Source organism: Ralstonia flaminis (genome assembly GCF_958415495.1).
Taxonomy (GTDB): domain Bacteria; phylum Pseudomonadota; class Gammaproteobacteria; order Burkholderiales; family Burkholderiaceae; genus Ralstonia; species Ralstonia flaminis.
The window spans coordinates 244,940-271,185 of the sequence record NZ_CATZLL010000003.1 but is presented as its reverse complement, the minus strand read 5'-3'; the positions used below and the strand labels follow the sequence as shown (position 1 = coordinate 271,185).

Here is a 26,246-nt window from a genome sequence, read left to right as displayed (position 1 = left end):
TTGTTACAAACGTGATGAACGATGCGCGTAGTCGCTGGTCAGACGCATCACATTGCTTTTTTGGGAGAACACAATGAAATCTGTCCTGGCCGCAACCATTCTGGGGACCGCAATGATGACGACTGCTTTCGCACAAGCCGCACCTGAGACGAATCATTCGGGCGTGCTGTCACTGGATGCACAGGCCGTGACCGAGGTACCGACCGACACCGTTACCCTGACGCTGGGCGCCGAGCAGGAAGGTGCGGACCCGGGCGCGATCTCCATGGCACTTTCGCGCAAGGCCGACGAGGTGATCGCTCAGGCCAAGCGTACGTCCGGCGTGCAGGCAGAAACCGGCGGCTTCAACATCTACCCGAACACCAATCGCGACGGCAAGATCAGCACCTGGCGCGGCCATGCCGAAGTGCGCCTCACGTCGAAGGACTTTGCGGCAGCCTCCAAGCTCGCCGGTCAACTGGCCAACCAGATGCAGGTACAGAACGTGAACTTCACGCTCTCGCGCGAGGCGCGCACGGCAGCTGAAGCCAAGCTGATCGACCAAGCTGTGAACACGTTCCGCGACAAGGCGCTGGCGACCACCAAGCTGTTCGGCTACACGAGCTACACGATCCGCGACGTGCACGTAAGCGAAGGCAGCAACAATCCGGGCCCGCGTCCGATGATGCGTATGGCAGCCGCGCCGGCTTCGTTCGATTCGGCACCGGTGCCCATCGAGGGCGGCAAGGCGCAAGTGACGGTGACGGTCTCCGGCGCCGTGCAGATGCTGAAGTAACACACCCGCCAGCCATGAAAAAAGCCACCGCTTGCGGTGGCTTTTTCTTTGCGCCGATGCGGCCTCAGGCGTGCGCCTGGGTTTTCGCGCCGTTGCCGTTGCTGCCGGCGCGGCCATTACGTCGATACGCCCACGCCAGCATCGCAATCCCTGCCAGGATCATCGGCAGCGACAGCCATTGCCCCATCGACAGGTTCGCCGCCAGCAGGCCAAGGAAGTTGTCCGGCTCGCGCGCAAATTCGGCGAGGAAGCGGAACACGCCATAGCCCAGCAGGAAGGCACCCGACACCGCGCCCATCGGCCGCGGCTTGCGCGAGTACAGCCACAGCAGGATGAAGAACAGCACACCTTCGCCGAGGAACTGGTAGATCTGCGAGGGGTGACGCGGCAGCATGTGGTACTGGTCGAACACGGCCTGCACGCCGCTGGTGACCGCCTCCTGCGCGTGCGAGAGCAGCCACTCGCGGTCTTCGCCCTGCGCCTGCGGGAACATCATCGCCCACGGCAGATTGGGCGAGGCCACGCGACCCCACAACTCGCCGTTGATGAAGTTGCCCAGGCGCCCCGCGGCCAACCCGCACGGCACCATCGGCGCGATGAAATCGGTCACCTGCATCCACGAGCGGCCGCGCATGCGGGCGTACACCATCATCGCCACAACCACGCCGAGGAAGCCGCCGTGGAAGGCCATGCCACCCTCCCACACCTTGAAGATGTCGAGCGGGTGGGCGAAGTACCAGTCGGCCTTGTAGAACAGCACATAGCCCAGACGCCCGCCCAGAATCACGCCCAGCACGCCATAGAACAGCATGTCGTCGAGATCTCGGCCGCTCCAACCCTCCGCGGCGATGTGCGGCTGGCGCGTGCGCAGCCGGCCGAACCACAGGAACATGATGAACGCCGCCAGATACATCAGGCCGTACCAGCGGATGGCGAGCGGCCCCAGATGCAGGGCGACGGGATCGAATTGCGGATGGATGAGCATGAATCCTGGGGTTCAGGTTGAGTTGTCTTTGTGCAGTTTGGCGACGGCCTCGGCGCTGGCCACGAACCACGGCAGCACCGGCGAGGCCGCATCGCGCCGCCACACCAGCCCCGTTTCGATGAGCGGGCTCGGCGCGGCGAGTTGAAGATAGACCACGCCGGTCCGCTGCAGGTTGCATAGCGATGCGGGCACCAGCGCGACGCCCATCTCTGCGGAGACGAGGCTGACGATGGTCTGCATCTGGATGGCTTCCTGGCCGATTCGCGTGGCGGCCTCCCCACCGCCGTGCGCGGCATGATATCCGGTAATGATGTCATACAGCGCAGGCGCGGACCGTCGCGGAAAAATGATGAGCGGCTCGGCCGCCGCATCGGCCAGCGCAAAAAGCTGGCCGGGCTCGACACCCCACTTTTCCGCACGCGATGTGGGCACCGCCAGCACCAAGCGCTCCCGCACCAGCGGTCGATACTCCAGTTCACCGGGGACAGAACCCGCGTGATGCGCAATCACAACGCCCGCATCCACCTCGTCGGCCAGCAGCGCTTCGATCTGCACATCGCTGGTGGCTTCACGCAACTGAAACTGCACATCTGGGCGTGCGTCGCGGAAGTGCCGCAGCACGGCCGGCAGGATGCCGTAGTCGGCGGTGCTGACGAAGGACAGCGACAGCGAGCCCACCTCCCCACGTGCGAGCCGCTGCGCCAGCGCTGGGAGTGCTCCCGCCTCGGCCAGCACGCGTCGCACCTCGACCAGCCAGCGAGCCCCCACCGGCGTGAGCGCTACCGAACGCTGCGTGCGGTGGAACAGCGTGACGCCCAGTTCCTCCTCCAGCGCACGGATCTGCTGCGACAGCGGCGGCTGCGTCATCGACAGACGCTCGGCAGCGCGGCCGAAATGCAATTCCTCGGCAACGGTCACGAAATAGCGGAGTTGGCGCAAGTCCATATCGGCAATTGATAGCTTTTTCGACTCAATAATCGCTCAATAATATATTTGACGCGCCTTTTGTCCAAGCGCATGCTGGGCGCCACACTGTTTCTCGGGAGTACCGAAAACCGTAGCGAGCAGCCCGAGGTTGGCCCGAGAAGCGCAGCCGTACATGGGTACGGCGAGCATCGCAGGGCCAAGATCGGGCTGCGCAGTAGGTTTGCGGTGCTCCCGAACGACATTCCCGCCCCCACGGAGACCTCCCATGCCAGACAACAAGCGTTCCCAGCACATCACCCAGGGCGTGGCGCGCTCGCCCAACCGCTCGATGTACTACGCGCTGGGCTACACCAAAGACGACTTCAACAACCCGATGATCGGCGTGGCGAATGGCCACTCGACCATCACGCCGTGCAACTCGGGCCTGCAGAAGCTGGCCGATGCGGCGGTCGCTGCCGTGAAGGAAGCCAAAGCCAACCCGCAGATTTTCGGCACACCCACCATCTCCGACGGGATGTCGATGGGCACCGAGGGCATGAAGTTCTCGCTGATCTCGCGCGAAGTCATTGCCGACTGCATCGAGACCTGCGTCAACGGGCAGTGGATGGACGGCGTGGTCGTCATCGGTGGCTGCGATAAGAACATGCCGGGCGGCATGATCGCCCTGGCGCGTACCAACGTGCCGGGCATCTACGTGTACGGCGGCACCATCAAGCCGGGCCACTGGAAGGGCAAGGACCTGACCATCGTGTCGTCGTTCGAAGCCGTGGGCGAATTCACCGCAGGCCGCATGAGCGAGGAAGACTTCGAAGGCGTGGAGAAGAACGCCTGCCCGACGTCGGGTTCGTGCGGCGGCATGTACACGGCCAACACGATGAGCTCGTCGTTCGAGGCGCTGGGCATGTCGCTGCTGTATTCATCGACCATGGCCAACCCGGACCAGGAAAAAGTCGACAGCGCGGCCGAATCTGCGCGTGTCCTGGTCGAAGCCGTACGCCGCGACCTCAAGCCACGCGACATCATCACGCGCAAATCCATCGAAAACGCCGTGGCCGTCATCATGGCCACCGGCGGCTCGACCAACGCGGTGCTGCACTACCTGGCGATTGCCCATGCGGCGGAAGTGGAATGGACCATCGACGATTTCGAGCGCGTGCGCCAACGCGTGCCCGTCATCTGCAACCTCAAGCCATCGGGTCAGTACGTGGCGACCGACCTGCACGCCGCTGGCGGCATCCCGCAGGTGATGAAGCTCTTGCTGAACGCCGGCCTGCTGCATGGTGACTGCATCACCATTACCGGCAAGACGCTCGCCGAAGAACTCGCCAACGTGCCTGACCAACCGCGTGCGGACCAGAACGTGATCCTGCCGATCGACAAGGCGCTCTACAAGGAAGGTCATCTCGCCATCCTGAAGGGCAATCTGGCTGAAGAAGGCGCCGTCGCAAAAATCACCGGCCTGAAGAACCCGGTCATTACAGGCCCGGCCCGCGTATTCGACGATGAGCAGAGCGCGATGAGCGCCATCCTGGGGGACCAGATCAAGGCGGGCGACATCCTCGTGTTGCGCTATCTGGGGCCCAAGGGCGGCCCAGGTATGCCGGAAATGCTGGCACCGACGTCCGCCATCATCGGCAAGGGCCTGGGCGAGTCCGTGGGCTTTATCACCGACGGGCGTTTCTCGGGTGGCACGTGGGGCATGGTAGTCGGCCACGTCGCACCGGAAGCGTATGTGGGCGGCACGATTGGCCTGGTGCACGAGGGTGATTCGATCACCATTGACGCGCACCAGCGCCTGCTGCAACTGAACGTGCCTGACGACGAACTCGCCCGCCGCCGCGCCGCGTGGAAGCAGCCGGCACCACGCTATACGCGTGGCGTACTGGCGAAGTTTGCGAAGCTGGCGGCACCCGCCAGCAAGGGTGCCGTAACGGACTGATCCGGCAACAGCCGTCCCCAGCCTGCACACACGGGGACGGCGCCTCCCTCCCGACATCATGTGGAACGCGACGAGTACCGCCGTGCTGATCGGCGTCGGGGCAACCGCCCTGATGGATAGTTGGATTTACACACTGCACCGCGTATTCAGGCAGCCGATGACGAACTGGGCGCTCGTCGGACGCTGGTTCTGGCACCTGCGCACCGGCAAGGTCTTCCACGACGACATTGCCCACGCCAAGCCTTACGCGCATGAACTGGCTTTCGGCTGGTTCTGTCACTACGCCATTGGCATCGCCTACGCCGTCATCCTGGTGCTGATTGCACCCGGTTGGCTAGTCACGCCAGCGTTGTTGCCCACTTGGATATTTGGCATGGTGACGATCCTGCCGGGCTGGTTTTTGCTGCATCCGGGCATGGGGTCCGGCTGGGCGGTCTCCAAGCGCGCCAACGCCACGCAGATCCGCTGTCTGAGCATCGTAAGCCACAGCGTCTTTGCAGTCGGCCTGTATGGCGTGGCACAGCTCACCCATTGAGGGCCGCGCCAGCGCGCCCGCATGCAGAAGGCGGCGGCGTTGGCTTAGCGCTGCGGCGGCTTGCGCTGGGCGGCCAGCGCGTCGTCAAGTGCGGCGCCCAGCCAGTCCATCAGGCGAGCTTCCAGCGTGCGGGTCAGGTCGGCTGCCAGTTGTTCGGTCAGCAGCGACAGGCGCGATTCCAGTGCAGCGCGGCATTGCGCTTCAATGAGCGCCGGCCATTCGGACTGGAAGCGCCACATCACCTCACCCATCACCCGCGCGGCGTCGGTGCCGGCCGGCGGCATGGCGGACACAGGCGCCAGGCCCTGCTCGCGCAAGACAGGCGGCACGGCTGGGGCAGCAGGGGCAGCAACTGGAGACGGCGTAGCCGCCGGAGCAGCCACCTGCTCAGCATCCTCCAGCTCGACGATCTCCGTCAGAACGGGGATGTTGTTGTCCGCGGGGGACCCAGCGTTGCGGCCGTCGGTCATGCGCGCCCCACGTCGTGGTGTTGGATCGGATAACCGCGGTCGCGGTAGAAGCGGAAGCGGTCGCGCGCGGCGGCGCGGTCGGCATCGTCATCGCCAACGATCTCGATCAGCCGGGCAAAGCGTGCAAACAGCGGCGGCGGCTCATGCGACAAGTTGACGAGGATGTCGTGATGCGGCGCGTCGTCCAGCGGCTCGGCGGCATCGGCCAGCAGGATGGGCGTCTGCGCGGCCAGCGGGTGCCGCAGGCCGCAGTGCGGTAGGAAATCAAGCTGGCTGAAGGTCCACAACTGCGTGTCGAACGCTTGCAGTGCAGCCTGATCTCCGACCACGATCACCTTCTGGCCCGCGCCATATGCCTTGCGCACGAGCCGGCAGGCATACGCCAGCTTGCCGGGCACGTTGCTGTGGAAATCGACGCGGGTCATACGGCTCCTCGGCTGACTTGGCTCGCTCGGCTCAACCGCGGTCCATCAGGAAGCGCGTCAGCAGCGGCACCGGGCGGCCCGTGGCGCCCTTGGCCGCGCCGCTCTTCCAGGCGGTGCCGGCAATGTCCAGGTGGGCCCAGTCGTACTTCTCGGTGAAGCGCGCCAGGAAACAGGCGGCCGTCACGCTGCCGGCCGGGCGGCCACCGATGTTGCCCATGTCGGCAAAGTTGGACTTGAGCTGCTCCTGGTATTCCTCATCCAGCGGCATGCGCCAGGCGGTGTCGAGCGACTGCTTGCCCGCCGCGATCAGCGAATCCGCCAGCGCATCGCTGCGGGCGTACATGCCGGTGTTGATGTGGCCGAGCGCGATGATGCACGCGCCAGTCAACGTTGCCACGTCAATCACCACGGCCGGCTTGAAGCGCTCCACGTAGGTCAGCGCATCGCACAGAATCAGGCGGCCTTCGGCGTCGGTATTGAGGATTTCGATGGTCTGGCCCGACATGCTGGTGACCACGTCGCCTGGCTTGGTGGCGATACCGCTGGGCATGTTCTCGCAGGTCGGCACCACGGCGATGACGTTCTGCTTAAGACCCATCTCGGCCACAGCGCGCAACGTGCCCAGCACCGAGGCGGCGCCACACATGTCGTACTTCATCTCGTCCATGCCCTCGCCCGGCTTGAGCGAGATGCCACCCGTATCAAACGTGATGCCCTTGCCGACCAGCACCACCGGTGCCTGCTTGGCGGGGCCGCCCTCGTAGCGCAGCACGATGAACTGCGGCGGCTCTTCGCTGCCCTTGGTCACGGCCAGGAAAGCGCCCATCTTCAGGGCCTCGATCTGCTTGCGGCCAAGCACTTCGACCTTGAGCTTGAATTCCTTGGCAATCTGGCGCGCGGTGTTGGCCAGGTACGTTGGCGTGCAGATGTTGGACGGCAGGTTGCCCAGATCACGCGTCAGATCCATGCCGTTGGCGATGGCGGTACCGCGTGCGGCGGCCACGCTGGCGGCCTTGGCATCGGCGGCCGGCACGGCCAACACGACCTTGCGCAGGCTGGTGCCACTCTTGTCGCCCTTGCTCTTGAGCGCCGGATGGCGCGCAATGAAGCGGTAGCTCGTTTCGCGGATGAGCGTGACGGCAGTCAGTACGGCCCAGGCGGAGTCCTTGTCGCGGGCCGTGTGCTCGGTGAGCGTCCAGGTCACGTTAGCGGCCTTGGTGCTGGCCAGCGCGCGCAGCGCGGTGCGCACGGCTTCAGCGTAGGCGCGGTCGGTGAAATCGGCTTCCTTGCCCAGGCCGACCAGCAGCACGCGGGCGGCGCCCACGCCAGCCACCTCGTGCAGCAGCAGCGACGTGCCGCGCTTGCCTTCAAAGTCGCCCAATTTGATCAAGCGGCCGACCAGGCCCTTGGTCGCCACGTCCAGCGCCTTGGCGGCGCCCGCCAGGGTCTGCGACTCGAACAGACCGATCACGAGGCAATCGCTCTTGGCAGCCAGGGCGCCCGCTTTGGCCCAGTCCAGGGCTTTTGTGCTAAATTCCATCGCGCTTCTCTCTATGGGGCTAGTCAACGAAAGCCCACATTATCCGCGATTTTGCGCGGGGGCTCCGATGGAACCCTGATGGGGCGTGCATCGTCCCAACCATGGCCAAGACCTCGCCCTCCCTTCCCGCATCCGCATGATTTTCGAACAAGCCCTGCGACGCGAGCTGTCCTTTACCGCCGGCGCCGTCTTCCTCGTGCTGCTGACGTTCATGCTGACCACCCTGGTGATCCGCATTCTCGGCATGGCCGCCAATGGTGAAGCCAACCCGAACGACGTCCTGCTCCTCATCGGCCTGGCTACGCTGGGCTACCTGGCGATTCTGCTGTGCGCCACCCTCTTCATCTCGGTGCTGCTGGTGCTCACGCGCTGGTACAAGGATTCCGAGATGGTGGTGTGGTTCACCTCGGGCATCAGCCTGACCGATTTCATCCGCCCGGTGTTGCGCTTCTCAGCGCCGTTCATCGTGCTGGTGGCATTGCTGGCACTGTTCGGCTGGCCGTGGGCCAACCAGCAGAGCGCACTGTTCCGCGACCGTTTCGAGCAGCGCGACGTGCTCTCGATGATCTCCGCCGGCCGCTTCATCGAGCCCGCACACGGCAACTACGTGCTCTTCATCGAAGGCGTGGACTCCGGCATGAAACACGCTCGCAACCTGTTCGTGGCGAATGCCGCGCAGGACAAGATCGGTGTGGCACTGGCCAAGACCGGCGAATTCAAGACCATGCCCAACGGCGACCGCTACGTCGTGCTCGACAAGGGCCGACGCTATGAGGGCACGCCCGGCAAGCTCGACTACCGCATCGTTGAATTCGACAAGTACGGCGTGAAGGTGGCCAACAAGCCGCCCCAAGCCGATGCCAACTTGCCGACCAAGAGCCGCTCCACGCAGGATCTGCTCGCCAACCCGACGCCCGAGAACCTGGGCGAGCTGGTCTGGCGCATCGGCCTGCCGCTGCTGGCGCTGAACTTCGTGCTGATTGCCATTCCGCTGGCCTACGTCAACCCGCGCCTGGGCCGCTACACGCCGATGATCTTTGCCGTGCTGATCTACCTGACGTACTCCAACCTGCTGAACTTGTCGCAGGCATGGGTGGCGCAGGGCAAAATCAACGCAATGCTCGCCTGGTGGCCGCTCCACGTCATCGCATTCATCTGCGCGGTACTGCTGTTCCGCTTCCGCCACTACAGCGCCGCTGGCCTGAAGGGCATCTCTGCCCTGCTCGGCTTCGCGCCGAAAACCGCACCGAAGGCGGGGGCATGATGCTGAAGATGCCTGTCTACGAAAAATACTTCGCGCGCCAGATCTACGGCGTGTTCGTCTTCATCCTGTTTGCGGTGCTGGCGCTGTTCATCTTCTTCGACATGCTGGGCGAGCTAGGCTCGGTCATGGGGCGCTACACCACGCTCATCGCGTTCTTCCACGTGATGCTGCAAGCGCCGACGCGCGTGTATGAAGTGATTCCGGTGGCCGCGCTCATCAGTGCCATCTACGTGTTCTCCCAGATGGCGAGCCAGTCGGAGTTCACGATCTTCCGCGTGGCCGGACTGGATACGCGGCGTGCGCTGATGTCGCTGTTCAAGATTGCGCTGCCGCTGGCGCTGGTGACGTACATCTTCGGCGAGTTCATCGGCCCGAAGGCGGAGCAATACGCGCAGAAGGTGCGGCTCGAGGCGCTGGGCGCCACGGTATCGGCGGGCTTTCGCTCGGGCGTGTGGGTCAAGGACCGCGGCCCTGCCAAGCCGGATGGCAGCGGCGGCGAGGTGACACGCTTCATCAACGTGGGCGCGCTGCAGGCAGACCAGTCCATCCAGGGCCTGCGCATCTATGAATTCGATTCAGACTACCGTCTGAGCACGATTCGCGTGGCGCAACAGGCGCGGTATGAAGGTCACCAGAGCTGGCAGTTGAGCAACGTGACCGAGACACGCTTCATTGAATTCCCGCGCAAGGCTGCTGCCGCTACGCCGCAGGACAACGTGCAGGCCGCACCCGGCGCACCCGATGCGCTGGCGCCGGATTTCCGTGGCGAACAGCTCACGGTACCGCAACAGGAGATGCGCTCGGAACTCACGCCGCAGCTCCTGTCGGTGCTGATGGTCACGCCCGACCGCATGGCCACGCTGGACCTGTTCCAGTACATCCGCCATCTGCGTGACAACAAACAGGATGCGCAACGCTACGAGATCGCGTTGTGGAAGAAGGTCGTCTACCCGTTCACCGTGCTGGTGATGATGGCGCTGGCTCTGCCCTTCGCCTACCTGCACGCACGCGCCGGAGCCGTCGGCCTGAAGGTGTTCGGTGGGATCATGCTTGGCCTGTCGTTCCAGTTGGTGAACAACCTGTTCTCGCACGTGGGCTTGCTCAATACCTGGCCGGCGATCTTCACGGCCATCGTGCCTGGTGCGCTATATCTGGCACTGGCGCTGGTGGCACTACGCTGGGTGGAACGTCACTGATGACCGCGCGTGCACTCGTGCTGTTTGCGCATGGTGCGCGCGACGCTCGCTGGCGCGAGCCGTTCGACCGTTTGCAGAAGCGCCTGGCGGCCCAGCAACCCGGCGTTGATGTCCGCCTCGCCTTTCTTGAGCTGATGACGCCCGATCTGCCGGGCACGATCGACGAACTGGCCACGGCCGGCACACAGCACATCACCGTCGTGCCCGTGTTCTTCGGCCAGGGCGGCCACTTGCGGCGAGATCTGCCCGCGCTGGTCGAACGCTGCGCACAGGCGCACCCCACCCTCTCCATCCGCTGCGCCGATGCCGTCGGCGAAGACGACGCTGTGCTCGATGCGATTGCCGGCTATTGCGTGCGGCAACTCGCCTCGCCAACCTGATCGGCCTGATCGACCATTCGCCGGCAAGCATTCAGAACGGCAGAGGAGCGCCCCCGCCGTTGCCGCAAACACCCTGCGGGGCGACCCTCCCAGTACTCGGTATCACCGAGGCCAGATCCACCACGGTGCGACCAAAGTCGACGCGCGTTGCATACGTTGGCGTCGCGCCGCCTTGGCAGGTCATATACGGGAGCAGTTGCCCGACAATCGAGCCCTTCGTCGGCGCCACCTGCCTCAAGATGTCCGCGAAAATGCCCTTGGGCTGCGGCGCGGTCAGGTACGGCTGATGAATGGGGTTGTACGACGCGGCATTCTCGCCAGCGGCAGCAAGAATCGGCGCAAGTTGACTGTTCAGCCGCGCAATGGTGGCGTTGACGCTGATTGGTGTTACGCGCCGGGTCAACACCTGCGGCGCCCCCAGCGCAGCAGGATCTTCGTCTTCACTCAGTTCTGCCACCAGGGCCGACGTCATGATCGATACGTTCACAATCGCCTCGTCGTCATGGGTCGGTAGTTCGGGCAGCACCGAATAGAGCGTCGGATCATCCCCGCTGGCGTCGTCTGCGGTGACCAACAGCGGGGCGGTCAACCCGGCAAGCGGGATCTCGTAGTGGCCCGTGCTGTCGGAAACCGTGCTGAGCGTCTTGCCCTGCGCGTCGGTCACCCTCACCTGTGCACCCGGCAGGAGATCGCCCATCGCCACCATGCCGCTCATGGTGCGCGGAGCTGATGCGGCGCTCGCACTGTCGTCGCCACCGCCGCAAGCAGACAGCGAGGCGAGCACGGCAACAACAGGCATCCAAGCCCCGAGGTGCACAGCAGAAAGTTGAATGGACGATTGGGTGGCAGGCATGGCATAGGGCTGGAGATCCCGCACTCAGGCGGTGGCGGCCGGGATACTCCCATGGCAACCATGCTGGCTCAAGCATGCAACCGCGTGGTGCATGCGATTGGTGCGGGTGTCTCATCAAGCTTTCGCCACGTCTCACTCACCCCCCGCTAGCCGCCCTCGGTTTCGATTTGCGCAAAGCGTGCGTGCACGTTGTTTTCGACGTGAAAGCCATGGGTGTCGAACTCCACCAACTCCAACGTCAACCCGAGATTGCGGCGTGCAAACACGTGGGCCAGATGCGTACGCAAAGCGGCGAACAATTCTGCGCAGATCGGCCCGGTCACAGCCTTGGGCCGACCCGCCTTGATGCGGAATACCACGTGGACGAAGGCGTCGTCCTCGGCGCCATCTGCCATGCAGTACTGGTCCAGACGCAGCGCACGCGTGCGGATACCACCGGTAGGAAACACATCCGCATGGCCGATCAGGACGCCGTTGAGCAGGCGCATCAGTTCGGGAATGCGCGCGTCGGCTTCAACATTGGCGGTGTACTCGATGATGACGTGCGGCATCGCAGGCATCCGAAAGAAGGGTTCAGTGATTAACGCGCCGCTGCAGCCTCGGTGGACAGCGCCAGTTCGAGGGCATCCACTACCCGCGCCAGTCGCCCAAGCGAGGGTGCACGCTGCACACACACATCCCACTCGGACGGCGCGGACGCCAACTTGTGCACGGACAGCAAACCCTCTGCGATCTGCTGTCCAATCAGCCTCACAGGCGCAAAGCCAAGACCGAAACCCTCCGCCACCAGCGCATGCTGCAGCGGCACGGACTGCACCTCGGCGGCCACGTTCGGGGTTAGCCGATCCGCCTCGTAGCGGCCCAGCAACCACGCCCGCATCTCGCAGCCGGCCGGGTTCAGTACCCAGGCCTCATCAGTGACTTGCACCATCGACAACGTCGGCGGCAACTTGCGCGATGGCGCGGCAATCAGGCTGACGGGTTCGGTGCCAATCACGCGGATATCCGCATCGGCGTGATGGCCACGCGCGTTGGACGGCACCAGCCACAACGCGGCGTCCAGCTCGGCCCGCTTCAGGCGCTCGCGCAGCACGCCGCCCCACTCGCAGCTCAGGCGGAACGACACCCCCGGATAGCGCACCCGCAACCCCGACAGCAGGCGCGCAAACCGCGCATCACCTACCGCGTGGCTCACGCCAACACGCAGCACGCCCTCGGGCTCGCCGGTAGCACGCACGGCGCCACGCAGCGCCTCGAATTCACCGACGATGGTGCGGCAGCGCGCCAGTACCGCCTCGCCCTCGGCGGTGAGCCGGAACGGCTTGACGCGCCGATCGAACAGCACGGTATCGAGCGCGCGCTCCAGCCGCTGGATCTGCTTGGTGACGGCCGGCTGCGTGAGCGGCAGGTGCTCGGCCACTCGCGCAATCGACCCGGTCTGTGCCAGCAGCACGAACGTGCGCATTTCCTCGAGCATGACAACATTCCCAATCGTTATGTTCTGTCTGAACAAATTGAATTGGATTCATCTTAGGTGACGCGCCACAGTATCGCCAGACGCGCTTTTGCGTTGCTTTCCTCCACAGCCACCACGAGGACACCATGAAAGCCCTGGCACTGACCGACGGTTACGGCATCCACGCCCTGCGCCCCATCGAGCGCGACGACCCGACACCCGCACCCGACGAAATCATCGTGCGCACGCGCGCCGCCTCGCTCAACTATCGCGACCTGGAAATCGTCTCCGGCACATTCTTCACACGCTTTCCGCTGCCGCTGATCCCGCTCTCCGATGGCGTGGGCGAAGTGGTCGCCATCGGTAACAACGTGACGCGCGTGCGCCCGGGTGACCGTGTCGCCGGCACGTTCTGGCAGCGCTGGGACGGCGGCGACTTCCGCAACGCCGACACGCGCCGCATACTCGGCGGCCCGATCGACGGCTGGCTGGCCGACACCATCCGCCTGGATGCGGGCGGCGCAGTGGTGGTGCCGCCGCACCTGAGCGATACCGAAGCCGCCACCCTGCCCTGCGCCGGCCTCACCGCATGGCATTGCCTGATCGAAGCAGGCAACCTGCAGCCCGGCGAAACCGTGCTCGTGCAAGGCACGGGCGGTGTGTCGATGTTCGCGGTGCAATTCGCGTTGATGGCGGGTGCACGGCCCATCGTGCTGTCGAGCAGCGACGCGAAGCTCGAACGTGTGCAGACCTTGGGCGTGCCCGAATCTGACACGATCAACTACCGCACGACGCCCGAGTGGCATGAAGCGGTGCTCGCGTGCACGAACGGCCGTGGCGTCGATCACGTCATCGAAGTGGGCGGCGGAGGTACGCTGCAACGCTCACTGAAAGCGCTGCGGGTGGGTGGACAGATTCACCTTGTCGGCTACTTGGCCGGGCGCGAGGGTGGCGTGAGCCCGTTGGAAATCTTTGCGCGCAAAGCGCTGATCCGGCCAGCGTCGGTCGGCTCGCGGGCGTCGTTTGAGGCGATGAACCGGGCGCTGGCACTGCATGGCCTACACCCAATCGTCGACCAGGTGCTGCCGTGGCAAGACGCTTCGGAGGCGTTCCGGCTGACGGAAGCCGGGAAAGTCTTTGGAAAGATCGCGCTGGCGTTCTGAGCGATGCTCAGGCTGCCAGGACGTGGGGCGCGCTGGAAAAGACTTCCGGCGCAGCGTTGGTTGCACGCGCGGCAAACGCGTCGCCAATCATCAGCAGGCTGGGGTGCTCCGGATTGATCCACGCAGCCGCAGCGCCATCGGCCATCTGCTGCAGCGTGAAGCACGCCGAGCGCTGCTCGGGCGTGGTAGCGGCCTCGACCACCCATGCGGGCGTCGATGGTGCGCGGCCACGGGCGATCAAGTCCGCCGCGATACCAGCGGCCTGGTCGCGGCCCATGTAGTAGACGAGCGAATCCGCTTGCGCAGCCGGTTCAGGCGTAATGCTCTCGGACTGCGGCGTGTCCGGATCAGCGGCCTTGGCCTGCGTGACGAACGCCACGCTGCGAGCCACGCCGCGCTTGGTCAGCGGCTGGCGAATGGCCGAAGCCGCTGCCAGGGCCGCCGTGATGCCGGGTACGACTTCGTAGTCGATACCGGCCTGCTCCAGGGCCTGCAATTCCTCGTCGGCACGGCCGAACAGCATCGGATCGCCGCCCTTGAGGCGCACCACGCGCTGGTACTTGGTCGCCAAATCGACGAGTTGGCGGTTGATGAAGCGCTGCGCGGTCGAGCGCTTGCCGCAGCGCTTGCCGACGGCAATCAGCACGGCCTGCGGGCAGTACTGGAAGACCTCGGGCGAGACCAATGCGTCGTGCAGTACGACCTCGGCTTCGCCCAACAATCGCGCACCGCGCACCGTGATGAGGTCCGCAGCGCCGGGGCCGGCACCAATCAGGCTCACGCGGCCGAGTGTCTTGGGGGTCTTCGCTTCCATTTGCCTAGCTTCCTTTGCTTTTCCCTGCGGGGCGCAATGACTGCGCCCCTTTTACATTAGGAAAATGCACGGATCATGCCCGCCGCCACGGTGTGGTGCGTGGCTTCGTCCACCAGGATGAATGCACCGGTGGCAGGGTTGTCGCCATACGCATCGCACACGATCGGCTTTTGCAGGCTGATGTTGACGGTGCCGATATCGTTCAGCGCGATCTGCTTGCGACCGGTTTCGTGCGACAGCGTGTGCACATCCAGCACGCGCTCGACTTCCGACACGCGGGCGAACACGGTGGCCGTGGTGTGCTTGAGCACGTACTTGCGGGCCGGGTTCAGTTCGTGTTCGTCAAACCAGCAGAGGTCCGCGTGCAGCTTCTTGGCGGCGTTGGCAGCCGTAGTAGGTGTGGCGACGATGGTGTCGCCGCGCGAGATGTCCACGTCGTCGGCCAGGCGCACGGTGATGGTCTCGCCGGGACCTGCGGAATCGGCGGCGCCATTGGGCGCGAGCACTTCGGCCACGGTGGTCTCGCGGTTGGCTGGCAGCACGCGCACGGCTTGGCCAACGCGCACGGTGCCGGCTTCCACACGGCCCATGTAACCACGGAAGTCATCGGCCTGCGAGCCATCCTGCCGCGCCACAAGTTGCACAGGGAAGCGCAGTGCGTCGTCACCCACCGGAGCGGTGGTTTCCACCTTCAGGTCTTCGAGCAACGCCAACAGCGGCTCGCCCTGGTACCACGGCATGGCTTCGGACGCGTGCACGATGTTGTCGCCGCGCAGGGCCGATACCGGCACATAGCGCACGTCCTTCAAACCCAGTTGCGCGGCCAGCGCATCGTAAGCGGTGCGGATTTCGTTGAAGCGCGCTTCGCTGTAGTCGACCAAGTCCATCTTGTTGATGGCCACGATCACGTGCTGCAGCTCCAGCAGCTTGACGATGGCCGAATGGCGCTTGGTCTGAGCCAGGAGTTCGGCCTTGCCGTCAACGGTCGTCACGCGCGTCACGTCGATCAGGATGATGGCAGCGTGCGCGGTGGAGGCGCCCGTCACCATGTTGCGCGTGTACTGCTCGTGGCCCGGCGTGTCGGCAATGATGAACTTGCGGCGCGCGGTGGAGAAATAGCGGTACGCCACATCAATCGTGATGCCCTGCTCGCGCTCGGCCTCCAGGCCGTCGGTCAGCAGCGAAAAGTCGATGTCTTCGCCGGCGGTGCGCTTGTTCTTGGCACGGGTCAGCGCTTGCAGTTGGTCGGTCAGCACGGCCTTGCTGTCGTACAGCAGGCGGCCGATGAGCGTGCTCTTGCCGTCGTCAACCGAACCGGCGGTGATGAAGCGCAACAGGCCTTGGTGGGATGTTTGGTTCGTCATGATCAGAAATACCCTTCCTTCTTGCGCTTTTCCATCGAGGCTTCGCTCGTCTGGTCGTCCATGCGCGTGGCGCCGCGTTCGGTAATTTCAGTAATGGCCGTCTCGGCGATGATCTCGGCCGGCGTGGCGGCGGTGCTCGCCACCGGGCACGTGCAGCTGATGTCACCCACGGTGCGGAAGCGCACCGACAGGACTTCGCTCTCGTCGCCATCGGCCTTGGGGGTGATCGGCGTGACCGGCACCAGCAGACCGTTCTTGCGCACGACTTCGCGCTCGTGCGCGTAGTAGATCGGCGGCAGGGCGAGGTTTTCGCGGGCAATGTACTGCCACACGTCGAGCTCCGTCCAGTTGGAGATCGGGAACACGCGCATCTGCTCGCCTTGCGACATGCGGGCGTTGTACAGGCTCCAGAGCTCCGGGCGCTGAGCCTTCGGGTCCCATTGGCCGAATTCGTCGCGGAACGAGAAGATGCGCTCCTTGGCGCGGGCCTTCTCTTCGTCGCGGCGGGCGCCGCCCATCAGGGCATCGAAGCCGTGCGATTCAATGGTTTCCAGCAGTGTGACGGCCTGTGCGGCGTTCCGCGAATCGGTCTCTTTGCGCAGACGAACCGTGCCGCGCTTGATGGAATCTTCCACATGCCCAACCACCAGGCGTGCGCCCAACTCAGCAACGCGCTGGTCGCGGAACTGGATCACTTCCGGGTAGTTGTGTCCCGTGTCGATGTGCACCAACGGGAACGGCAGTTCGATCTTGCGATCACCCAGGCGGAAGGCCTTGAGCGCCAGGTGCAGCATGACGATCGAATCCTTGCCGCCGGAGAACAGCAGCGCCGGGTTGCGGCACTCGGCCACCACCTCGCGGATGATGTAGATCGACTCGGCTTCCAGCCAGTCGAGGTGCTCGTTCTGCACGGGCTCAATGTTGAATGCTGCCGTGCCGGGGATCTCGCTCATCACTCCCATGATTCTTCCTTCGCTTTCGCTCAATTCTTTTGCGACAAGTTCGTCGCCGAATTTGTCACATGCAGACCGCATTCCTTGCTGTCGCGCGATTCCCACCACCAGCGGCCGGCGCGTACGTCTTCACCGGCGCGCACCGCACGCGTGCAGGGTTCGCAGCCGATGCTGGGATAGCCCTTGGCGTGCAGCGCATTGGTGGGCACGTTGTGCTGTTCAAGGTAGGCCCAGACTTCAGGCTCGGACCAGTCGAACAGCGGGTTGTACTTGGCGATGCCGCGAGCGACGTCGTCCTCAGCAAACGGCAGGTCGGCACGGGTGACAGCCTGCTCGCGGCGCTGGCCGGTCAGCCACGCATCCGCATCTTTCAGCGCTCGGTTCAGCGGCACCACCTTGCGAATATTGCAGCAGGCCTTGCGCAGCTCGATGCTGTCGTAGAACGCGTTCAGGCCGTGGTCGCGCACGTAGGCTTCCACTGCGCGGGCGTCTGGTGCGTACTGCTCGATCGCAACGCCGTAGTGCTCGCGGATACGGTCGAGCATCGCCAGCGTTTCGGCATGCAGGCGACCCGTCTGCAGCGTGAAGATCGGCAGGTGCACGCGCACAGCCTCAGGGCTGCGCAGAATGGCATCCGTCACGACCATGTCTTCGGCGGCCAGGCTCGTGGCGAACTTTGCCACGCCGTGCTTGGCGGCGATCTCGGCCAGGCGCGCGAACAGCGCAGCTTCCTTGGCGGCCAGTGCTTCGGCGGTCCCGGTGTAGACGGGGCGCGTCCACAGCACCGGGCGCCCGATTGCTGACACCGGCACTTCGGACACAGCGGCTTCTTGCAGATCGCTCATGCTGCGTTCGCCTCGGTTGCGCGCTCGCGGCGGAACAGCGGACGCGGCTCATCGACGGCGCCTTGGTAGCGCACGCTGATCTCGCCAAAGCCGTTCAGCGCGTCGTCAATGTTCTTGTCAGCGCGCACGGCAAAGGCGTCGAAGCCGCAACGGCGCATGTAGTCGAGCTGATCGCGCAGCACGTCGCCAATGGCGCGCAGTTCACGCGTGAAACCGAGACGCTGGCGCAGCAGGAACGCCGTGCTGTAGCCCCGACCATCGCGGAAGACCGGAAAGTCCACCGCCACCAGCGGCAGGCTCGGCAGATCGGCTTCCAGGGCGAACGGCTCGTCGTCCGGGGCCAGCCACACAGCCAGCGTGCCGGCACGAGCGCGACCAAGCAGCGCGTCGCGGTTGGCTTGCCAGAAGGCCAGCGGCACGATGGCGTGCGCGGCGGCGTCCACGTCAGCCTGGGTCAGTTCGCCACCCTCGGGTGTTCGCAGCACAGTCCAGTCATCGGCCACGACTTGTGGGGCACCGTTTTGCAGCTTGATGATCTTGCTCATGTTCGTTCCCCTCGGCGTTAGGCTTCTTCACGGGCATACACGCGTTCCTTGAACGGGGCCATGCCGATGCGGTTGTAGGTATCGATGAACAGCTCGTCTTCCGTGCGGTTGGCGACGAAGGTGTCGATGATGCGTTCGATTACGTCGGGCATCTCTTCGGCCTTGAACGACGGGCCGATGATCTTGCCGATCGCCGAATCGTTGCCCTGCGCGCCACCCAGCGACACCTGGTACCACTCTTCGTCGTGCTTATCGACGCCCAGGATGCCGATGTTGCCCACGTGGTGGTGGCCGCACGAATTGATACAGCCCGAGATGTTGAGCGACAGATCGCCCAAGTCGTACACGTAATCGAGGTTATCGAAGCGCGCTTGAATGGCCTGTGCAATGGGGATCGACTTGGCATTCGCCAGCGAGCAGAAATCACCGCCCGGGCAAGCGATCATGTCCGTCAGCAGGCCGATGTTGGCGGTGGCCATGCCGTGTTCCTTGGCCAGTTGCCACAGTTCAAACAGGTCGTGCTTCTTCACGTCCGGCAGGATCAGGTTCTGCTCGTGCGCCACGCGCAGCTCGCCAAAGCCGAAGCGCTCGGACCAGTCGGCCACCAGCGCCATCTGCTCGGCAGTGGCGTCACCCGGCGGCAGTGCCACGCCCGGCTTCAGCGACAGCGTGACCGACGCATAGCCCGGCACGCGGTGCGCATGCACGTTGCGGCTGACCCAGCGCGCAAACGCCTTGTTCTCCAGCAATGCCTTCTCGTAAGCAGCGTCGGTGTCGGCCAGCTTTTCATAGGCAGGCGGTGCGAAATCCTTGGCCACGCGGTCAAACTCGGCCTGCGGGATGGTCGATGGGCCGTCCTTGATGTGCTGCCATTCGTCTTCCACTTGGCGAGCGAACTCTTCCGCGCCGATCGCTTTCACGAGAATCTTGATGCGCGCCTTGTACTTGTTGTCGCGGCGGCCGTACCGGTTGTACACGCGTACGGCGGCTTCGATGTACGACAGCATGTGCTGCCACGGCAAGTCTTCCTTGATGACCGCGCCCAGGATCGGGGTGCGGCCCATGCCGCCGCCGGCCAGGATGCGCAGCAGCGTCTGGCCGTCCTTTTCATATGCGTACACGCCGATGTCGTGCAGTTGCGTCACGGCACGGTCTTCGCGCGTGGCCGAAATGGCGATCTTGAACTTGCGCGGCAGGAAGGCGAATTCAGGGATAAAGGTCGACCACTGGCGCAGGATCTCGCCCAGCGGACGCGGGTCGACAAACTCATCTGCCGCCACGCCGGCAAACTGGTCGGTCGTGATGTTGCGGATGCAGTTGCCGGACGTCTGGATCGCGTGCATTTCCACCGAGGCCAGCTTGGCCAGAATGTCCGGCACCTCTTCCAGCTTGATCCAGTTGAACTGGATGTTCTGGCGCGTGCTGAAGTGGCCATAGCCGCGATCATGCTCGGCGGCGATATGGCTGAGCATGCGCATCTGGTTGGCACGCAGGTGGCCATACGGAATCGCCACACGCAGCATGTAGGCGTGACGCTGGTAGTACAGGCCGTTCTGCAAACGCAGCGGCAGGAACTCCTCTTCCGTCAGCTCACCCGAAATGCGGCGGCGCACCTGGTCACGGAACTGCGCAACGCGGTCGGCGACGAGGCGGTGATCGTAAGCGTCGTATTGGTACATGGCTTTGACTGTTCAGTCCGGGCCAGCGTGGCGCCCGGCGTGCAATTCAATTGGGGGAAAGCGTTCGTTGTGTTGCGGCTGGGGCCTTCTCAGCGAAGGCAGCGACGACGGCGGCAACACATCACAATCACAAGCGGCGCCTGCATGGTTTCACGCATCACGACACCAGCTTGATGGCCGTGACCGTCAGCGTGGCGGCAAGCGCGCCGCGCACCAGACGCTCCGGCAGATTCTTGGACAGGCGGGCGCCCAGCCAGATACCCGGGATGGAGCCCACCAGCAGCGACACCAGGAGATTCCAGTCGATCGTGCCCAGGTACATATGACCGAGGCCCGCCACGGCGGTCAGCGGCACGGCGTAAGCGATGTCGGTGCCGGCCACTTCGGCGCTCTTCAATTCGGGGTACAGGATCAGGATGAGCGTCGCGCCCACGGCACCAGCGCCAATGGACGACACCGTCACCAGAACGCCCAGCACCGCGCCGACGACGATCGTCGCCACGGCCAACGCCGAACCCTGCAGGCGGTAACGCGGGTTGGCGGCCAGCCAGCCCAGCACGCGCTGGCGGAACAGCAGCGAAATCACCGTCAGGATGACCGACACGCCGATCGTCAGGCGAATGAGGTGCATCCATTCGGCATCGAGGTTGCCAGCGTTCTTCAGCACGATCACCGTGACGAGCGCAGCAGGCAGGCTGCCCAGGCACAGGCGCTTGACGATGTCCCAGCGGATGTGACCGTGGCTGCGGTGCGCGATCGTGCCCACGCCCTTGGTCAGCGACGCAAACGCCAAGTCCGTGCCCACGGCGGTGGCCGGCGAAAAGCCGAACATCAGCGTCAGCAGCGGCGTCATCAGCGAACCGCCGCCAACGCCCGTCAGGCCGACCAACAGGCCGACCAGCAAACCGGAAACCGTATAGGCGAGCGTCATGGGGGACAGTGAGGGCGTGTTATCACGGAGTTCGAGCATCGTAATGACGCCGCCTCATATCCCAAACCAATAAAAAATTGTTTGTTTATATGGTCTCGGTTATAAGTAGCGATCAGATCGCTCTCGTTCTTCTATATCGACCGCGCAGCTATGAACCTCCACCAATTCCGCTTCGTGCGCGAAGCCGTGCGGCAGAAATTCAACCTGACCGAGGCCGCAAAAGCGCTCTATACGTCACAACCAGGGGTTTCCAAGGCCATCATCGAGCTGGAAGAGGAACTGGGTGTCGACATCTTCACACGGCATGGCAAGCGCATCCGGGGTCTCACGGAGCCGGGCCGCCGGATCCTGGCCTCAGTCGAGCGCGTGCTGGAGGAAGTTGAAACCCTCAAGCGCGTCGGCAAGGACTACGCCGCCCAGGACCAAGGCAACTTCACAATCGCCACCACACATACGCAGGCGCGCTACGCCCTGCCCCGCGCGATTGCCGAGTTCACGCGCAAGTACCCAAAGGTGCGCCTCTCCATCCAGCAGGGCACACCCGCACAGATCGCCGAGATGGTGCTGCACGACCAGGCCGACATCGCCATCGCCACCGAGGGCATGTCGCATGTGAAGGACCTGATCTCGATTCCCGGCTACCAATGGCAACACGTGGTGGTCACGCCACCCGACCACCCACTGCTCTCGCGCCAGCACCTGACGCTGGAAGACCTGAAGGGCTATCCGCTCATCACGTACGACCAGCACTTTGCCGGCCGCCCCAAGATCGACCACGCCTTCGAACTACGCCAGATCAAGCCGGACATCGTGCTGGAGGCCATCGACGCCGACGTCATCAAGACCTACGTGGAAGTGGGCCTGGGCGTGGGCATCGTGGCCGGCGTCGCCTTTGACCCCGAGCGCGACCGCAACTTGCGTGCGATTCCCGCCGGCCACCTGTTCGGCACCAATGTCACGCACCTGGGCATCAAGCAGGGCGCGTACTTGCGTGGATTCGTCTACACCTTCATCGAGCTGTTTGCGCCGGCGCTCACTCGCAAGCTGGTCGAGCAACTGATGTCCGGTGAGCACGAAGCCTACGAACTCTGAATTGCCTGTCACACGGCCTGAATTTTCCGGAGATTCCATGACCACACGACGCCGCCTGCTGTGCGGCATGGCGCTCTTTGCGAGCGCTGCCGCCCTTGCCCTTCCTGCCCAAGCTGACATCCGTGTGGGTGTAGTGCTCTCGACCACCGGCCCGGCTGCGGCCATCGGCATCCCCAGCAAGAACACCGTGCAGATGTGGCCGGCCACCATTGGCGGACAGCGCGCGCAGGTGATCGTGCTGGACGATGCGTCTGACCCGTCGATGGCGGTGCGCAACGTGCGCAAGCTGATCGCCGAAGACAAGGTGGACGTGATCGTCGGCCCGACGATTGTGCCGACGGCGCTAGCCGCGCTCGATGCCGTGGCTGAAGGACAGACGCCGATGATCACGCTGGCGGCCTCCGCCTCCATCGTCGAGCCGCAGGACGCCAAGCGCCGCTGGGCCTTCAAGATGCCGCAGAACGACTCGCAGATGGCAACGCTCGTCACGCAGCACATGGCCGACAGCGGCGTGCACACGGTGGGCTTTATCGGCTTTACCGATGCGTATGGCGAGAGCTGGTGGCGCGAGTTTTCCAAGCTGGCCGAGGTGCGCAAGCTGAAGGTGGTCGCCAACGAGCGCTTTGCCCGCACGGACGCCAGCGTCACCGGCCAGGCGCTCAAGCTGATGGCCGCCAAACCCGACGCCATCCTGATTGCCGGCGCCGGCACGCCGGCTGCCCTGCCTGAGCGCACGCTGGTCGAGCGTGGCTACAAGGGCCGCATCTATCAGACGCACGGCATTGCCAGCACGGAGTTCCTGAAGGTGGGCGGCAAGGATGTTGAAGGCACCCTCTTCCCGACCGGCCCGGTGGTCGTCGCCCGCGAACTGCCAGCCAGCCATCCGGTACGCAAGGTGGCAGTGGAATTTGCCGATCGCTACGAAGCCAAGTACGGCCCGAACAGCGTCACCCAGTTTGCGGGCGATGCCTGGGGCGCTTGGCAATTGCTCGACAACGCCACGGCCCGTGCGCTCAAGACCGGCGCACAACCCGGCACCCCAGCCTTCCGCGCCGCCCTGCGCGACGCGCTGGAAACCACGCGCGACCTGACCGTGCCCAATGGCGTGCTGAACCTGAATGCCCAGGATCACCAAGGCTTCGACCAACGCTCGCGCGTGATGGGCATCATCAAGAACAGCCGCTTCGCTTACGCGGGCCCGCGCTAGATCAACACGTAGAGATTCGCCATGACACGACTCGCCTTCATCGGCCTCGGCAACATGGGCACGCCGATGGTCCAGCACCTGATTGCCGCCGGCCACACCGTGCGCGCCTACGTGCGCCGCCCGGAAGCCGCCGACAACGCCCGCGCCATTGGCGCCGAACCGTGCAGCACACCCGCTGAGGCGGCCCGCGACACGGAGGTTATCTTTACCAACGTCACCTCCACCGCCGATGTGGAAGGCGTGCTGCTGGGGCCCGATGGCGTTGTCAACGGTGCGCCGCGCGGCGCGGTGTGTATCGACCACAGCACAATCTCCGCCGTGGCCACGCGCCGCATTGCGGCCGAGCTGGAAGCCGCAGGGCTGGAGTTCCTGGATGCGCCTGTTTCCGGCGGCACCGGTGGCGCGCAGAAGGCCACGCTGTCGATCATGGTGGGCGGCAAGCCGGAGGTGCTCGAACGCGTGCGCCCGTTGCTGCAACTGCTAGGCACCACCATCACCTACATCGGCGGCCATGGTTCGGGCCAGGTTGCCAAGGCGTGCAACCAGATCGTGCAGGTCATCAACATCCAGGGCATTGCCGAGGCCATGCTGTTTGCGCGCGCCCAGGGCACCGATCCGTCGCGCGTGCTGGCCGCCATCGGGCCAGGCTTTGCCGGCAGCCGCATGCTCGACATGGAAGGGCCGAAGATGGCGGAGCGCAACTTTGCCGCCGGCATCGAAGCGCGCCTGCACGACAAGGATTTCGGCCTCGTGCGTGAAATTGCCCAGGAACTGGGTCTGCAAATGCCGGCGATGGAGCTGGTGGCCTCGCAACTCAACACGCTGGTCGCTAACGGCTGGGGGTTTGACGATACGGCATCGCTGCTGCGCGTGCTTGAGCTGCAGAACGCGCAAAAAGCGGGTTGACCGCGCCCTCCCCAGCCCGCCTTGTTTGGCTGGCCAGACTTCTGGCATAATTAGCGGCTCAGCTGTACCTGCCCGAGTGGTGAAATTGGTAGACGCAGGGGACTCAAAATCCCCCGCCGCAAGGCGTGCCGGTTCGATTCCGGCCTCGGGCACCAGATTCGAAGCCGCTTCTGTTCATTCAGAAGCGGCTTTTTCATTCTGTGCAGGGAGTCGCTGGGCCACACGCGCCGTTGTCACGAAACACGACCCACCTCGCCGAGGCCCCCGATATGCCAGCCAGCCCATTGCACACGAAGCCGAGTCGCGATTCGACCCAGGCATTCTGGCATGACCCTGCCATGCCATTCGTCGAAAGCCGCCGCGCCTGCCATAGCCGTGCCTGCTACAAGCCGCACTGCCATCCGACCTTCTCTATCGGGGCGGTCGATGACGGCAGCAGCATATTCACTGGCGCGGCCGATGGCCCAGTCGCGCTGCATCCCGGCACGCTGGTGTTCGTGCCCGCCGCTCGCGTACATGCCTGCAATCCGGCCCCCAACACGGCGTGGAGCTACCAGATGCTGCACCTGGATGCTGACTGGCTCAGCGCGCTCAGGCGAGAGTATGCCCAGGCCAACCCCGTCGACGCCGAGTCCGTGCACATCGTTACCGCGCCAACGGTCTATGCGCGCTTTTGTCAGCTCAACGCGTTGCTGTTCTCCAAAGCCAGCCCATGCGACAAGGAAGCGGCGCTAGTCGAGTTCATTGGCGACTGCGACACCGAGCAAGGCTTGCGCATCGAGACGCCCTGCATTCCCACGCACTTGGCTAAGCAGATCGAACCCGCACTGGACTGCCTACGGGCAGCGCCTGCTGCCAGCACGCCCCTGGAGACGCTGGCGCGCCTGGCAGATTTGAGCCGCTATCAAACAATTCGCGCCTTCCGCGCCGTCACGGGCATGACGCCGCATGCTTGGCAACTCAACCACAGAATTAACCTGGCCAGGGAGTCGATACGCGCCGGGAACAGCCTCTCCGACGTGGCTCAACACCTGGGTTTTGCCGATCAAGCGCACTTCCAACGGGTCTTCAAGGCGCATGCGGGCGCGACGCCAGGCAGCTTTCGCCCATAACGCCACGATTGCAATTTCCTTCAATACAGGAAACGCCGCGGTCGGCACACTGCGAAAAACGACTCGCACGTATGCCCCAGATGGAGCAGTTCCTGATCATTGCCGCAGTGCATTTTCTCGCGCTGCTATCTCCGGGACCGGATTTCTTCCTGATCGCCCGAACCTCACTATCAGCCGGATGGTGCGTGGCCAGTGGTACATGCATGGGTATTGCGCTGGCCAACGGCGTGTTCATCGTTGCCGCATTCACCGGCACGGCTGCGTTTCGGCCTGACTCAATGCTGTTCGTTGCGCTGCAAGTGGCCGGATGTGTCTACCTGCTCTATCTCGGTGTGCAGTTCGTGCGCCATGCCGGTAACAGCACGCTGCAGGTGTCGGTCTCGGGCCGTCACGCAGCCCTCACGCAACCGCTTGTGGCGTGGCTGCGTGCGGCCAGCGCGGGTTTTCTCTCGGGCATTCTCAATCCGAAAAACGCGTTGTTCTACGCGAGCCTGGCCGCAATGCTGAGCGGGCCGCACGCCAGCGTTGGCTGGAAGCTAGTCTACGGCACGTGGATGTTCAGTGCAGTGCTGCTATGGGACATGCTGATCGCCATCCTGATCGGTAACCAGGCCGTATTGCGACGCTTCGCGCAGACGCTGCCTTGGCTGGAGCGTATTTCGGGAGTTGTTTTGATTCTGCTCGCGCTGGGCGTCATGATTGCCCTACTCCGGCGCTAAGCCTCACGAAGCATTTTGCGCTGAGGCGCAAGAACCTTGGCTGGAGACAGCGCTCCCGATAGACGTGGGATAATGAGGCCCTTTGCCCCGGGCACGGCTCAAGAGGTTGATTGCACGGGCGCGCGAGGGCCTTTATCCGCGTGGCCCGCTCCCACAATCGATCCTTCTTCA

Annotated in this window: 27 protein-coding genes and 1 tRNA gene; 13 read left to right on the top strand and 15 right to left on the bottom strand. The window is 64.4% G+C overall.

Going from position 1 to position 26,246, the window contains the following annotated elements:
- Positions 1-73 precede the first annotated feature (73 nt).
- On the top strand, positions 74-775 hold the full coding sequence (locus tag R2N11_RS06050; RefSeq protein WP_316680496.1) for an SIMPL domain-containing protein: 702 nt from the start codon (positions 74-76) through the stop codon (positions 773-775).
- A 64-nt stretch (positions 776-839) separates the two neighbouring features.
- On the opposite strand, the gene lgt is transcribed toward R2N11_RS06050, so the two are convergent.
- The gene (gene lgt / locus R2N11_RS06045) at positions 840-1,760 is read right to left on the bottom strand and encodes a prolipoprotein diacylglyceryl transferase (protein WP_316680495.1); all 921 of its coding nucleotides are present in this window, start codon (positions 1,758-1,760) and stop codon (positions 840-842) included.
- Positions 1,761-1,772: 12 nt separating this feature from the next.
- On the bottom strand, positions 1,773-2,705 hold the full coding sequence (locus tag R2N11_RS06040; protein ID WP_316680494.1) for a LysR family transcriptional regulator: 933 nt from the start codon (positions 2,703-2,705) through the stop codon (positions 1,773-1,775).
- Between the two features lie 247 nt (positions 2,706-2,952).
- Between R2N11_RS06040 and ilvD the strand changes: the two genes are divergently transcribed.
- Entirely contained in the window at positions 2,953-4,626 is a 1,674-nt protein-coding gene (ilvD, locus tag R2N11_RS06035; RefSeq protein ID WP_199032385.1) for a dihydroxy-acid dehydratase, read from the top strand.
- A gap of 58 nt (positions 4,627-4,684) precedes the next feature.
- On the top strand, positions 4,685-5,161 hold the full coding sequence (locus R2N11_RS06030) for a DUF2938 domain-containing protein (protein WP_199032384.1): 477 nt from the start codon (positions 4,685-4,687) through the stop codon (positions 5,159-5,161).
- A 44-nt stretch (positions 5,162-5,205) separates the two neighbouring features.
- On the opposite strand, the gene R2N11_RS06025 is transcribed toward R2N11_RS06030, so the two are convergent.
- From R2N11_RS06025 to R2N11_RS06015, 3 genes are read right to left on the bottom strand one after another with little or no spacing between them, the layout of a single operon-like run.
- Positions 5,206-5,631 carry a DUF2486 family protein gene (locus R2N11_RS06025; protein WP_316680493.1) on the bottom strand — a complete coding sequence of 142 codons (426 nt, stop codon included), beginning with the start codon at positions 5,629-5,631 and terminating at the stop codon, positions 5,206-5,208.
- Positions 5,628-6,056 (bottom strand): DNA polymerase III subunit chi, encoded by a 429-nt coding sequence (locus tag R2N11_RS06020; RefSeq protein WP_199032382.1) that lies wholly within the window; start codon positions 6,054-6,056, stop codon positions 5,628-5,630. The genes R2N11_RS06025 and R2N11_RS06020 overlap by 4 nt, the downstream gene beginning before the upstream one ends.
- 31 nt (positions 6,057-6,087) lie before the next feature.
- On the bottom strand, positions 6,088-7,596 hold the full coding sequence (locus R2N11_RS06015) for a leucyl aminopeptidase (protein WP_316680492.1): 1,509 nt from the start codon (positions 7,594-7,596) through the stop codon (positions 6,088-6,090).
- 136 nt (positions 7,597-7,732) lie between these two features.
- On the opposite strand from R2N11_RS06015, the gene lptF reads away from it, so the two are divergent.
- The 3 genes from lptF to R2N11_RS06000 are packed head-to-tail and all read left to right on the top strand — an operon-like array spanning position 7,733 to position 10,436.
- On the top strand, positions 7,733-8,860 hold the full coding sequence (gene lptF, locus R2N11_RS06010; protein WP_316680491.1) for an LPS export ABC transporter permease LptF: 1,128 nt from the start codon (positions 7,733-7,735) through the stop codon (positions 8,858-8,860).
- On the top strand, positions 8,860-10,056 hold the full coding sequence (lptG, locus tag R2N11_RS06005; protein WP_199029502.1) for an LPS export ABC transporter permease LptG: 1,197 nt from the start codon (positions 8,860-8,862) through the stop codon (positions 10,054-10,056). The genes lptF and lptG overlap by 1 nt, the downstream gene beginning before the upstream one ends.
- A complete protein-coding gene (locus R2N11_RS06000; RefSeq protein WP_316680490.1) occupies positions 10,056-10,436 on the top strand; it encodes a sirohydrochlorin chelatase in 381 nt (126 codons plus the stop codon). The genes lptG and R2N11_RS06000 overlap by 1 nt, the downstream gene beginning before the upstream one ends.
- A gap of 31 nt (positions 10,437-10,467) precedes the next feature.
- On the opposite strand, the gene R2N11_RS05995 is transcribed toward R2N11_RS06000, so the two are convergent.
- From R2N11_RS05995 to R2N11_RS05985, 3 genes are all read right to left on the bottom strand, one after another.
- Complete coding sequence (locus R2N11_RS05995) at positions 10,468-11,289, bottom strand: hypothetical protein (RefSeq protein WP_316680489.1); 822 nt, start codon at positions 11,287-11,289, stop codon at positions 10,468-10,470.
- A 146-nt stretch (positions 11,290-11,435) separates the two neighbouring features.
- A complete protein-coding gene (locus tag R2N11_RS05990) occupies positions 11,436-11,840 on the bottom strand; it encodes a 5-carboxymethyl-2-hydroxymuconate Delta-isomerase (protein ID WP_316680488.1) in 405 nt (134 codons plus the stop codon).
- Positions 11,841-11,869: 29 nt separating this feature from the next.
- Positions 11,870-12,766 (bottom strand): LysR family transcriptional regulator, encoded by an 897-nt coding sequence (locus R2N11_RS05985; RefSeq protein ID WP_199029482.1) that lies wholly within the window; start codon positions 12,764-12,766, stop codon positions 11,870-11,872.
- Between the two features lie 125 nt (positions 12,767-12,891).
- On the opposite strand from R2N11_RS05985, the gene R2N11_RS05980 reads away from it, so the two are divergent.
- A complete protein-coding gene (locus R2N11_RS05980) occupies positions 12,892-13,908 on the top strand; it encodes a zinc-dependent alcohol dehydrogenase family protein (RefSeq protein WP_199029480.1) in 1,017 nt (338 codons plus the stop codon).
- A gap of 7 nt (positions 13,909-13,915) precedes the next feature.
- On the opposite strand, the gene cobA is transcribed toward R2N11_RS05980, so the two are convergent.
- The 7 genes from cobA to R2N11_RS05945 form a co-directional block, all read right to left on the bottom strand.
- Positions 13,916-14,722, bottom strand: a complete 807-nt coding sequence (gene cobA, locus R2N11_RS05975; RefSeq protein ID WP_316680487.1) for a uroporphyrinogen-III C-methyltransferase — start codon at positions 14,720-14,722, stop codon at positions 13,916-13,918.
- Between the two features lie 56 nt (positions 14,723-14,778).
- On the bottom strand, positions 14,779-16,086 hold the full coding sequence (locus R2N11_RS05970; RefSeq protein WP_316680486.1) for a sulfate adenylyltransferase subunit 1: 1,308 nt from the start codon (positions 16,084-16,086) through the stop codon (positions 14,779-14,781).
- A gap of 2 nt (positions 16,087-16,088) precedes the next feature.
- Complete coding sequence (gene cysD / locus R2N11_RS05965; protein WP_199029474.1) at positions 16,089-17,048, bottom strand: sulfate adenylyltransferase subunit CysD; 960 nt, start codon at positions 17,046-17,048, stop codon at positions 16,089-16,091.
- 20 nt (positions 17,049-17,068) lie between these two features.
- Positions 17,069-17,884, bottom strand: a complete 816-nt coding sequence (locus R2N11_RS05960; protein ID WP_316680485.1) for a phosphoadenylyl-sulfate reductase — start codon at positions 17,882-17,884, stop codon at positions 17,069-17,071.
- Positions 17,881-18,429 carry a DUF934 domain-containing protein gene (locus R2N11_RS05955; protein WP_316680484.1) on the bottom strand — a complete coding sequence of 183 codons (549 nt, stop codon included), beginning with the start codon at positions 18,427-18,429 and terminating at the stop codon, positions 17,881-17,883. The genes R2N11_RS05960 and R2N11_RS05955 overlap by 4 nt, the downstream gene beginning before the upstream one ends.
- A gap of 17 nt (positions 18,430-18,446) precedes the next feature.
- Positions 18,447-20,108 carry a nitrite/sulfite reductase gene (locus R2N11_RS05950; RefSeq protein WP_316680483.1) on the bottom strand — a complete coding sequence of 554 codons (1,662 nt, stop codon included), beginning with the start codon at positions 20,106-20,108 and terminating at the stop codon, positions 18,447-18,449.
- A 157-nt stretch (positions 20,109-20,265) separates the two neighbouring features.
- The gene (locus tag R2N11_RS05945) at positions 20,266-21,039 is read right to left on the bottom strand and encodes a sulfite exporter TauE/SafE family protein (protein WP_316680586.1); all 774 of its coding nucleotides are present in this window, start codon (positions 21,037-21,039) and stop codon (positions 20,266-20,268) included.
- Between the two features lie 150 nt (positions 21,040-21,189).
- Here R2N11_RS05945 and R2N11_RS05940 point away from each other — a divergent pair, with 150 nt between their 5' ends.
- The 6 genes from R2N11_RS05940 to R2N11_RS05915 all read left to right on the top strand — a co-directional run bounded on the left by R2N11_RS05940 (position 21,190) and on the right by R2N11_RS05915 (position 26,075).
- Positions 21,190-22,131 carry a CysB family HTH-type transcriptional regulator gene (locus R2N11_RS05940; RefSeq protein ID WP_199029466.1) on the top strand — a complete coding sequence of 314 codons (942 nt, stop codon included), beginning with the start codon at positions 21,190-21,192 and terminating at the stop codon, positions 22,129-22,131.
- Between the two features lie 37 nt (positions 22,132-22,168).
- Positions 22,169-23,338 carry an ABC transporter substrate-binding protein gene (locus R2N11_RS05935; RefSeq protein ID WP_199029464.1) on the top strand — a complete coding sequence of 390 codons (1,170 nt, stop codon included), beginning with the start codon at positions 22,169-22,171 and terminating at the stop codon, positions 23,336-23,338.
- Between the two features lie 21 nt (positions 23,339-23,359).
- On the top strand, positions 23,360-24,244 hold the full coding sequence (locus R2N11_RS05930; protein WP_316680482.1) for an NAD(P)-dependent oxidoreductase: 885 nt from the start codon (positions 23,360-23,362) through the stop codon (positions 24,242-24,244).
- Between the two features lie 70 nt (positions 24,245-24,314).
- Positions 24,315-24,399: transfer RNA gene (locus R2N11_RS05925), tRNA-Leu, on the top strand.
- Positions 24,400-24,582: 183 nt separating this feature from the next.
- On the top strand, positions 24,583-25,356 hold the full coding sequence (locus R2N11_RS05920; RefSeq protein WP_233176839.1) for an AraC family transcriptional regulator: 774 nt from the start codon (positions 24,583-24,585) through the stop codon (positions 25,354-25,356).
- 71 nt (positions 25,357-25,427) lie between these two features.
- On the top strand, positions 25,428-26,075 hold the full coding sequence (locus tag R2N11_RS05915; RefSeq protein ID WP_316680481.1) for a LysE family translocator: 648 nt from the start codon (positions 25,428-25,430) through the stop codon (positions 26,073-26,075).
- The last annotated feature ends 171 nt before the right edge of the window (positions 26,076-26,246 follow it).

Excerpts from the sequence above, each read along its gene's own strand:
- R2N11_RS06050 (WP_316680496.1), top strand. The coding sequence starts at position 74 with ATGAAATCTGTCCTGGCCGCAACCATTCTGGGGACCGCAATGATGACG.
- lgt (WP_316680495.1), bottom strand. The coding sequence starts at position 1,760 with ATGCTCATCCATCCGCAATTCGATCCCGTCGCCCTGCATCTGGGGCCG.
- R2N11_RS06040 (WP_316680494.1), bottom strand. The coding sequence starts at position 2,705 with ATGGACTTGCGCCAACTCCGCTATTTCGTGACCGTTGCCGAGGAATTG.
- ilvD (WP_199032385.1), top strand. The coding sequence starts at position 2,953 with ATGCCAGACAACAAGCGTTCCCAGCACATCACCCAGGGCGTGGCGCGC.
- R2N11_RS06030 (WP_199032384.1), top strand. The coding sequence starts at position 4,685 with ATGTGGAACGCGACGAGTACCGCCGTGCTGATCGGCGTCGGGGCAACC.
- R2N11_RS06025 (WP_316680493.1), bottom strand. The coding sequence starts at position 5,631 with ATGACCGACGGCCGCAACGCTGGGTCCCCCGCGGACAACAACATCCCC.
- R2N11_RS06020 (WP_199032382.1), bottom strand. The coding sequence starts at position 6,056 with ATGACCCGCGTCGATTTCCACAGCAACGTGCCCGGCAAGCTGGCGTAT.
- R2N11_RS06015 (WP_316680492.1), bottom strand. The coding sequence starts at position 7,596 with ATGGAATTTAGCACAAAAGCCCTGGACTGGGCCAAAGCGGGCGCCCTG.
- lptF (WP_316680491.1), top strand. The coding sequence starts at position 7,733 with ATGATTTTCGAACAAGCCCTGCGACGCGAGCTGTCCTTTACCGCCGGC.
- lptG (WP_199029502.1), top strand. The coding sequence starts at position 8,860 with ATGCTGAAGATGCCTGTCTACGAAAAATACTTCGCGCGCCAGATCTAC.
- R2N11_RS06000 (WP_316680490.1), top strand. The coding sequence starts at position 10,056 with ATGACCGCGCGTGCACTCGTGCTGTTTGCGCATGGTGCGCGCGACGCT.
- R2N11_RS05995 (WP_316680489.1), bottom strand. The coding sequence starts at position 11,289 with ATGCCTGCCACCCAATCGTCCATTCAACTTTCTGCTGTGCACCTCGGG.
- R2N11_RS05990 (WP_316680488.1), bottom strand. The coding sequence starts at position 11,840 with ATGCCGCACGTCATCATCGAGTACACCGCCAATGTTGAAGCCGACGCG.
- R2N11_RS05985 (WP_199029482.1), bottom strand. The coding sequence starts at position 12,766 with ATGCTCGAGGAAATGCGCACGTTCGTGCTGCTGGCACAGACCGGGTCG.
- R2N11_RS05980 (WP_199029480.1), top strand. The coding sequence starts at position 12,892 with ATGAAAGCCCTGGCACTGACCGACGGTTACGGCATCCACGCCCTGCGC.
- cobA (WP_316680487.1), bottom strand. The coding sequence starts at position 14,722 with ATGGAAGCGAAGACCCCCAAGACACTCGGCCGCGTGAGCCTGATTGGT.
- R2N11_RS05970 (WP_316680486.1), bottom strand. The coding sequence starts at position 16,086 with ATGACGAACCAAACATCCCACCAAGGCCTGTTGCGCTTCATCACCGCC.
- cysD (WP_199029474.1), bottom strand. The coding sequence starts at position 17,048 with ATGGGAGTGATGAGCGAGATCCCCGGCACGGCAGCATTCAACATTGAG.
- R2N11_RS05960 (WP_316680485.1), bottom strand. The coding sequence starts at position 17,884 with ATGAGCGATCTGCAAGAAGCCGCTGTGTCCGAAGTGCCGGTGTCAGCA.
- R2N11_RS05955 (WP_316680484.1), bottom strand. The coding sequence starts at position 18,429 with ATGAGCAAGATCATCAAGCTGCAAAACGGTGCCCCACAAGTCGTGGCC.
- R2N11_RS05950 (WP_316680483.1), bottom strand. The coding sequence starts at position 20,108 with ATGTACCAATACGACGCTTACGATCACCGCCTCGTCGCCGACCGCGTT.
- R2N11_RS05945 (WP_316680586.1), bottom strand. The coding sequence starts at position 21,039 with ATGACGCTCGCCTATACGGTTTCCGGTTTGCTGGTCGGCCTGTTGGTC.
- R2N11_RS05940 (WP_199029466.1), top strand. The coding sequence starts at position 21,190 with ATGAACCTCCACCAATTCCGCTTCGTGCGCGAAGCCGTGCGGCAGAAA.
- R2N11_RS05935 (WP_199029464.1), top strand. The coding sequence starts at position 22,169 with ATGACCACACGACGCCGCCTGCTGTGCGGCATGGCGCTCTTTGCGAGC.
- R2N11_RS05930 (WP_316680482.1), top strand. The coding sequence starts at position 23,360 with ATGACACGACTCGCCTTCATCGGCCTCGGCAACATGGGCACGCCGATG.
- R2N11_RS05920 (WP_233176839.1), top strand. The coding sequence starts at position 24,583 with ATGCCATTCGTCGAAAGCCGCCGCGCCTGCCATAGCCGTGCCTGCTAC.
- R2N11_RS05915 (WP_316680481.1), top strand. The coding sequence starts at position 25,428 with ATGCCCCAGATGGAGCAGTTCCTGATCATTGCCGCAGTGCATTTTCTC.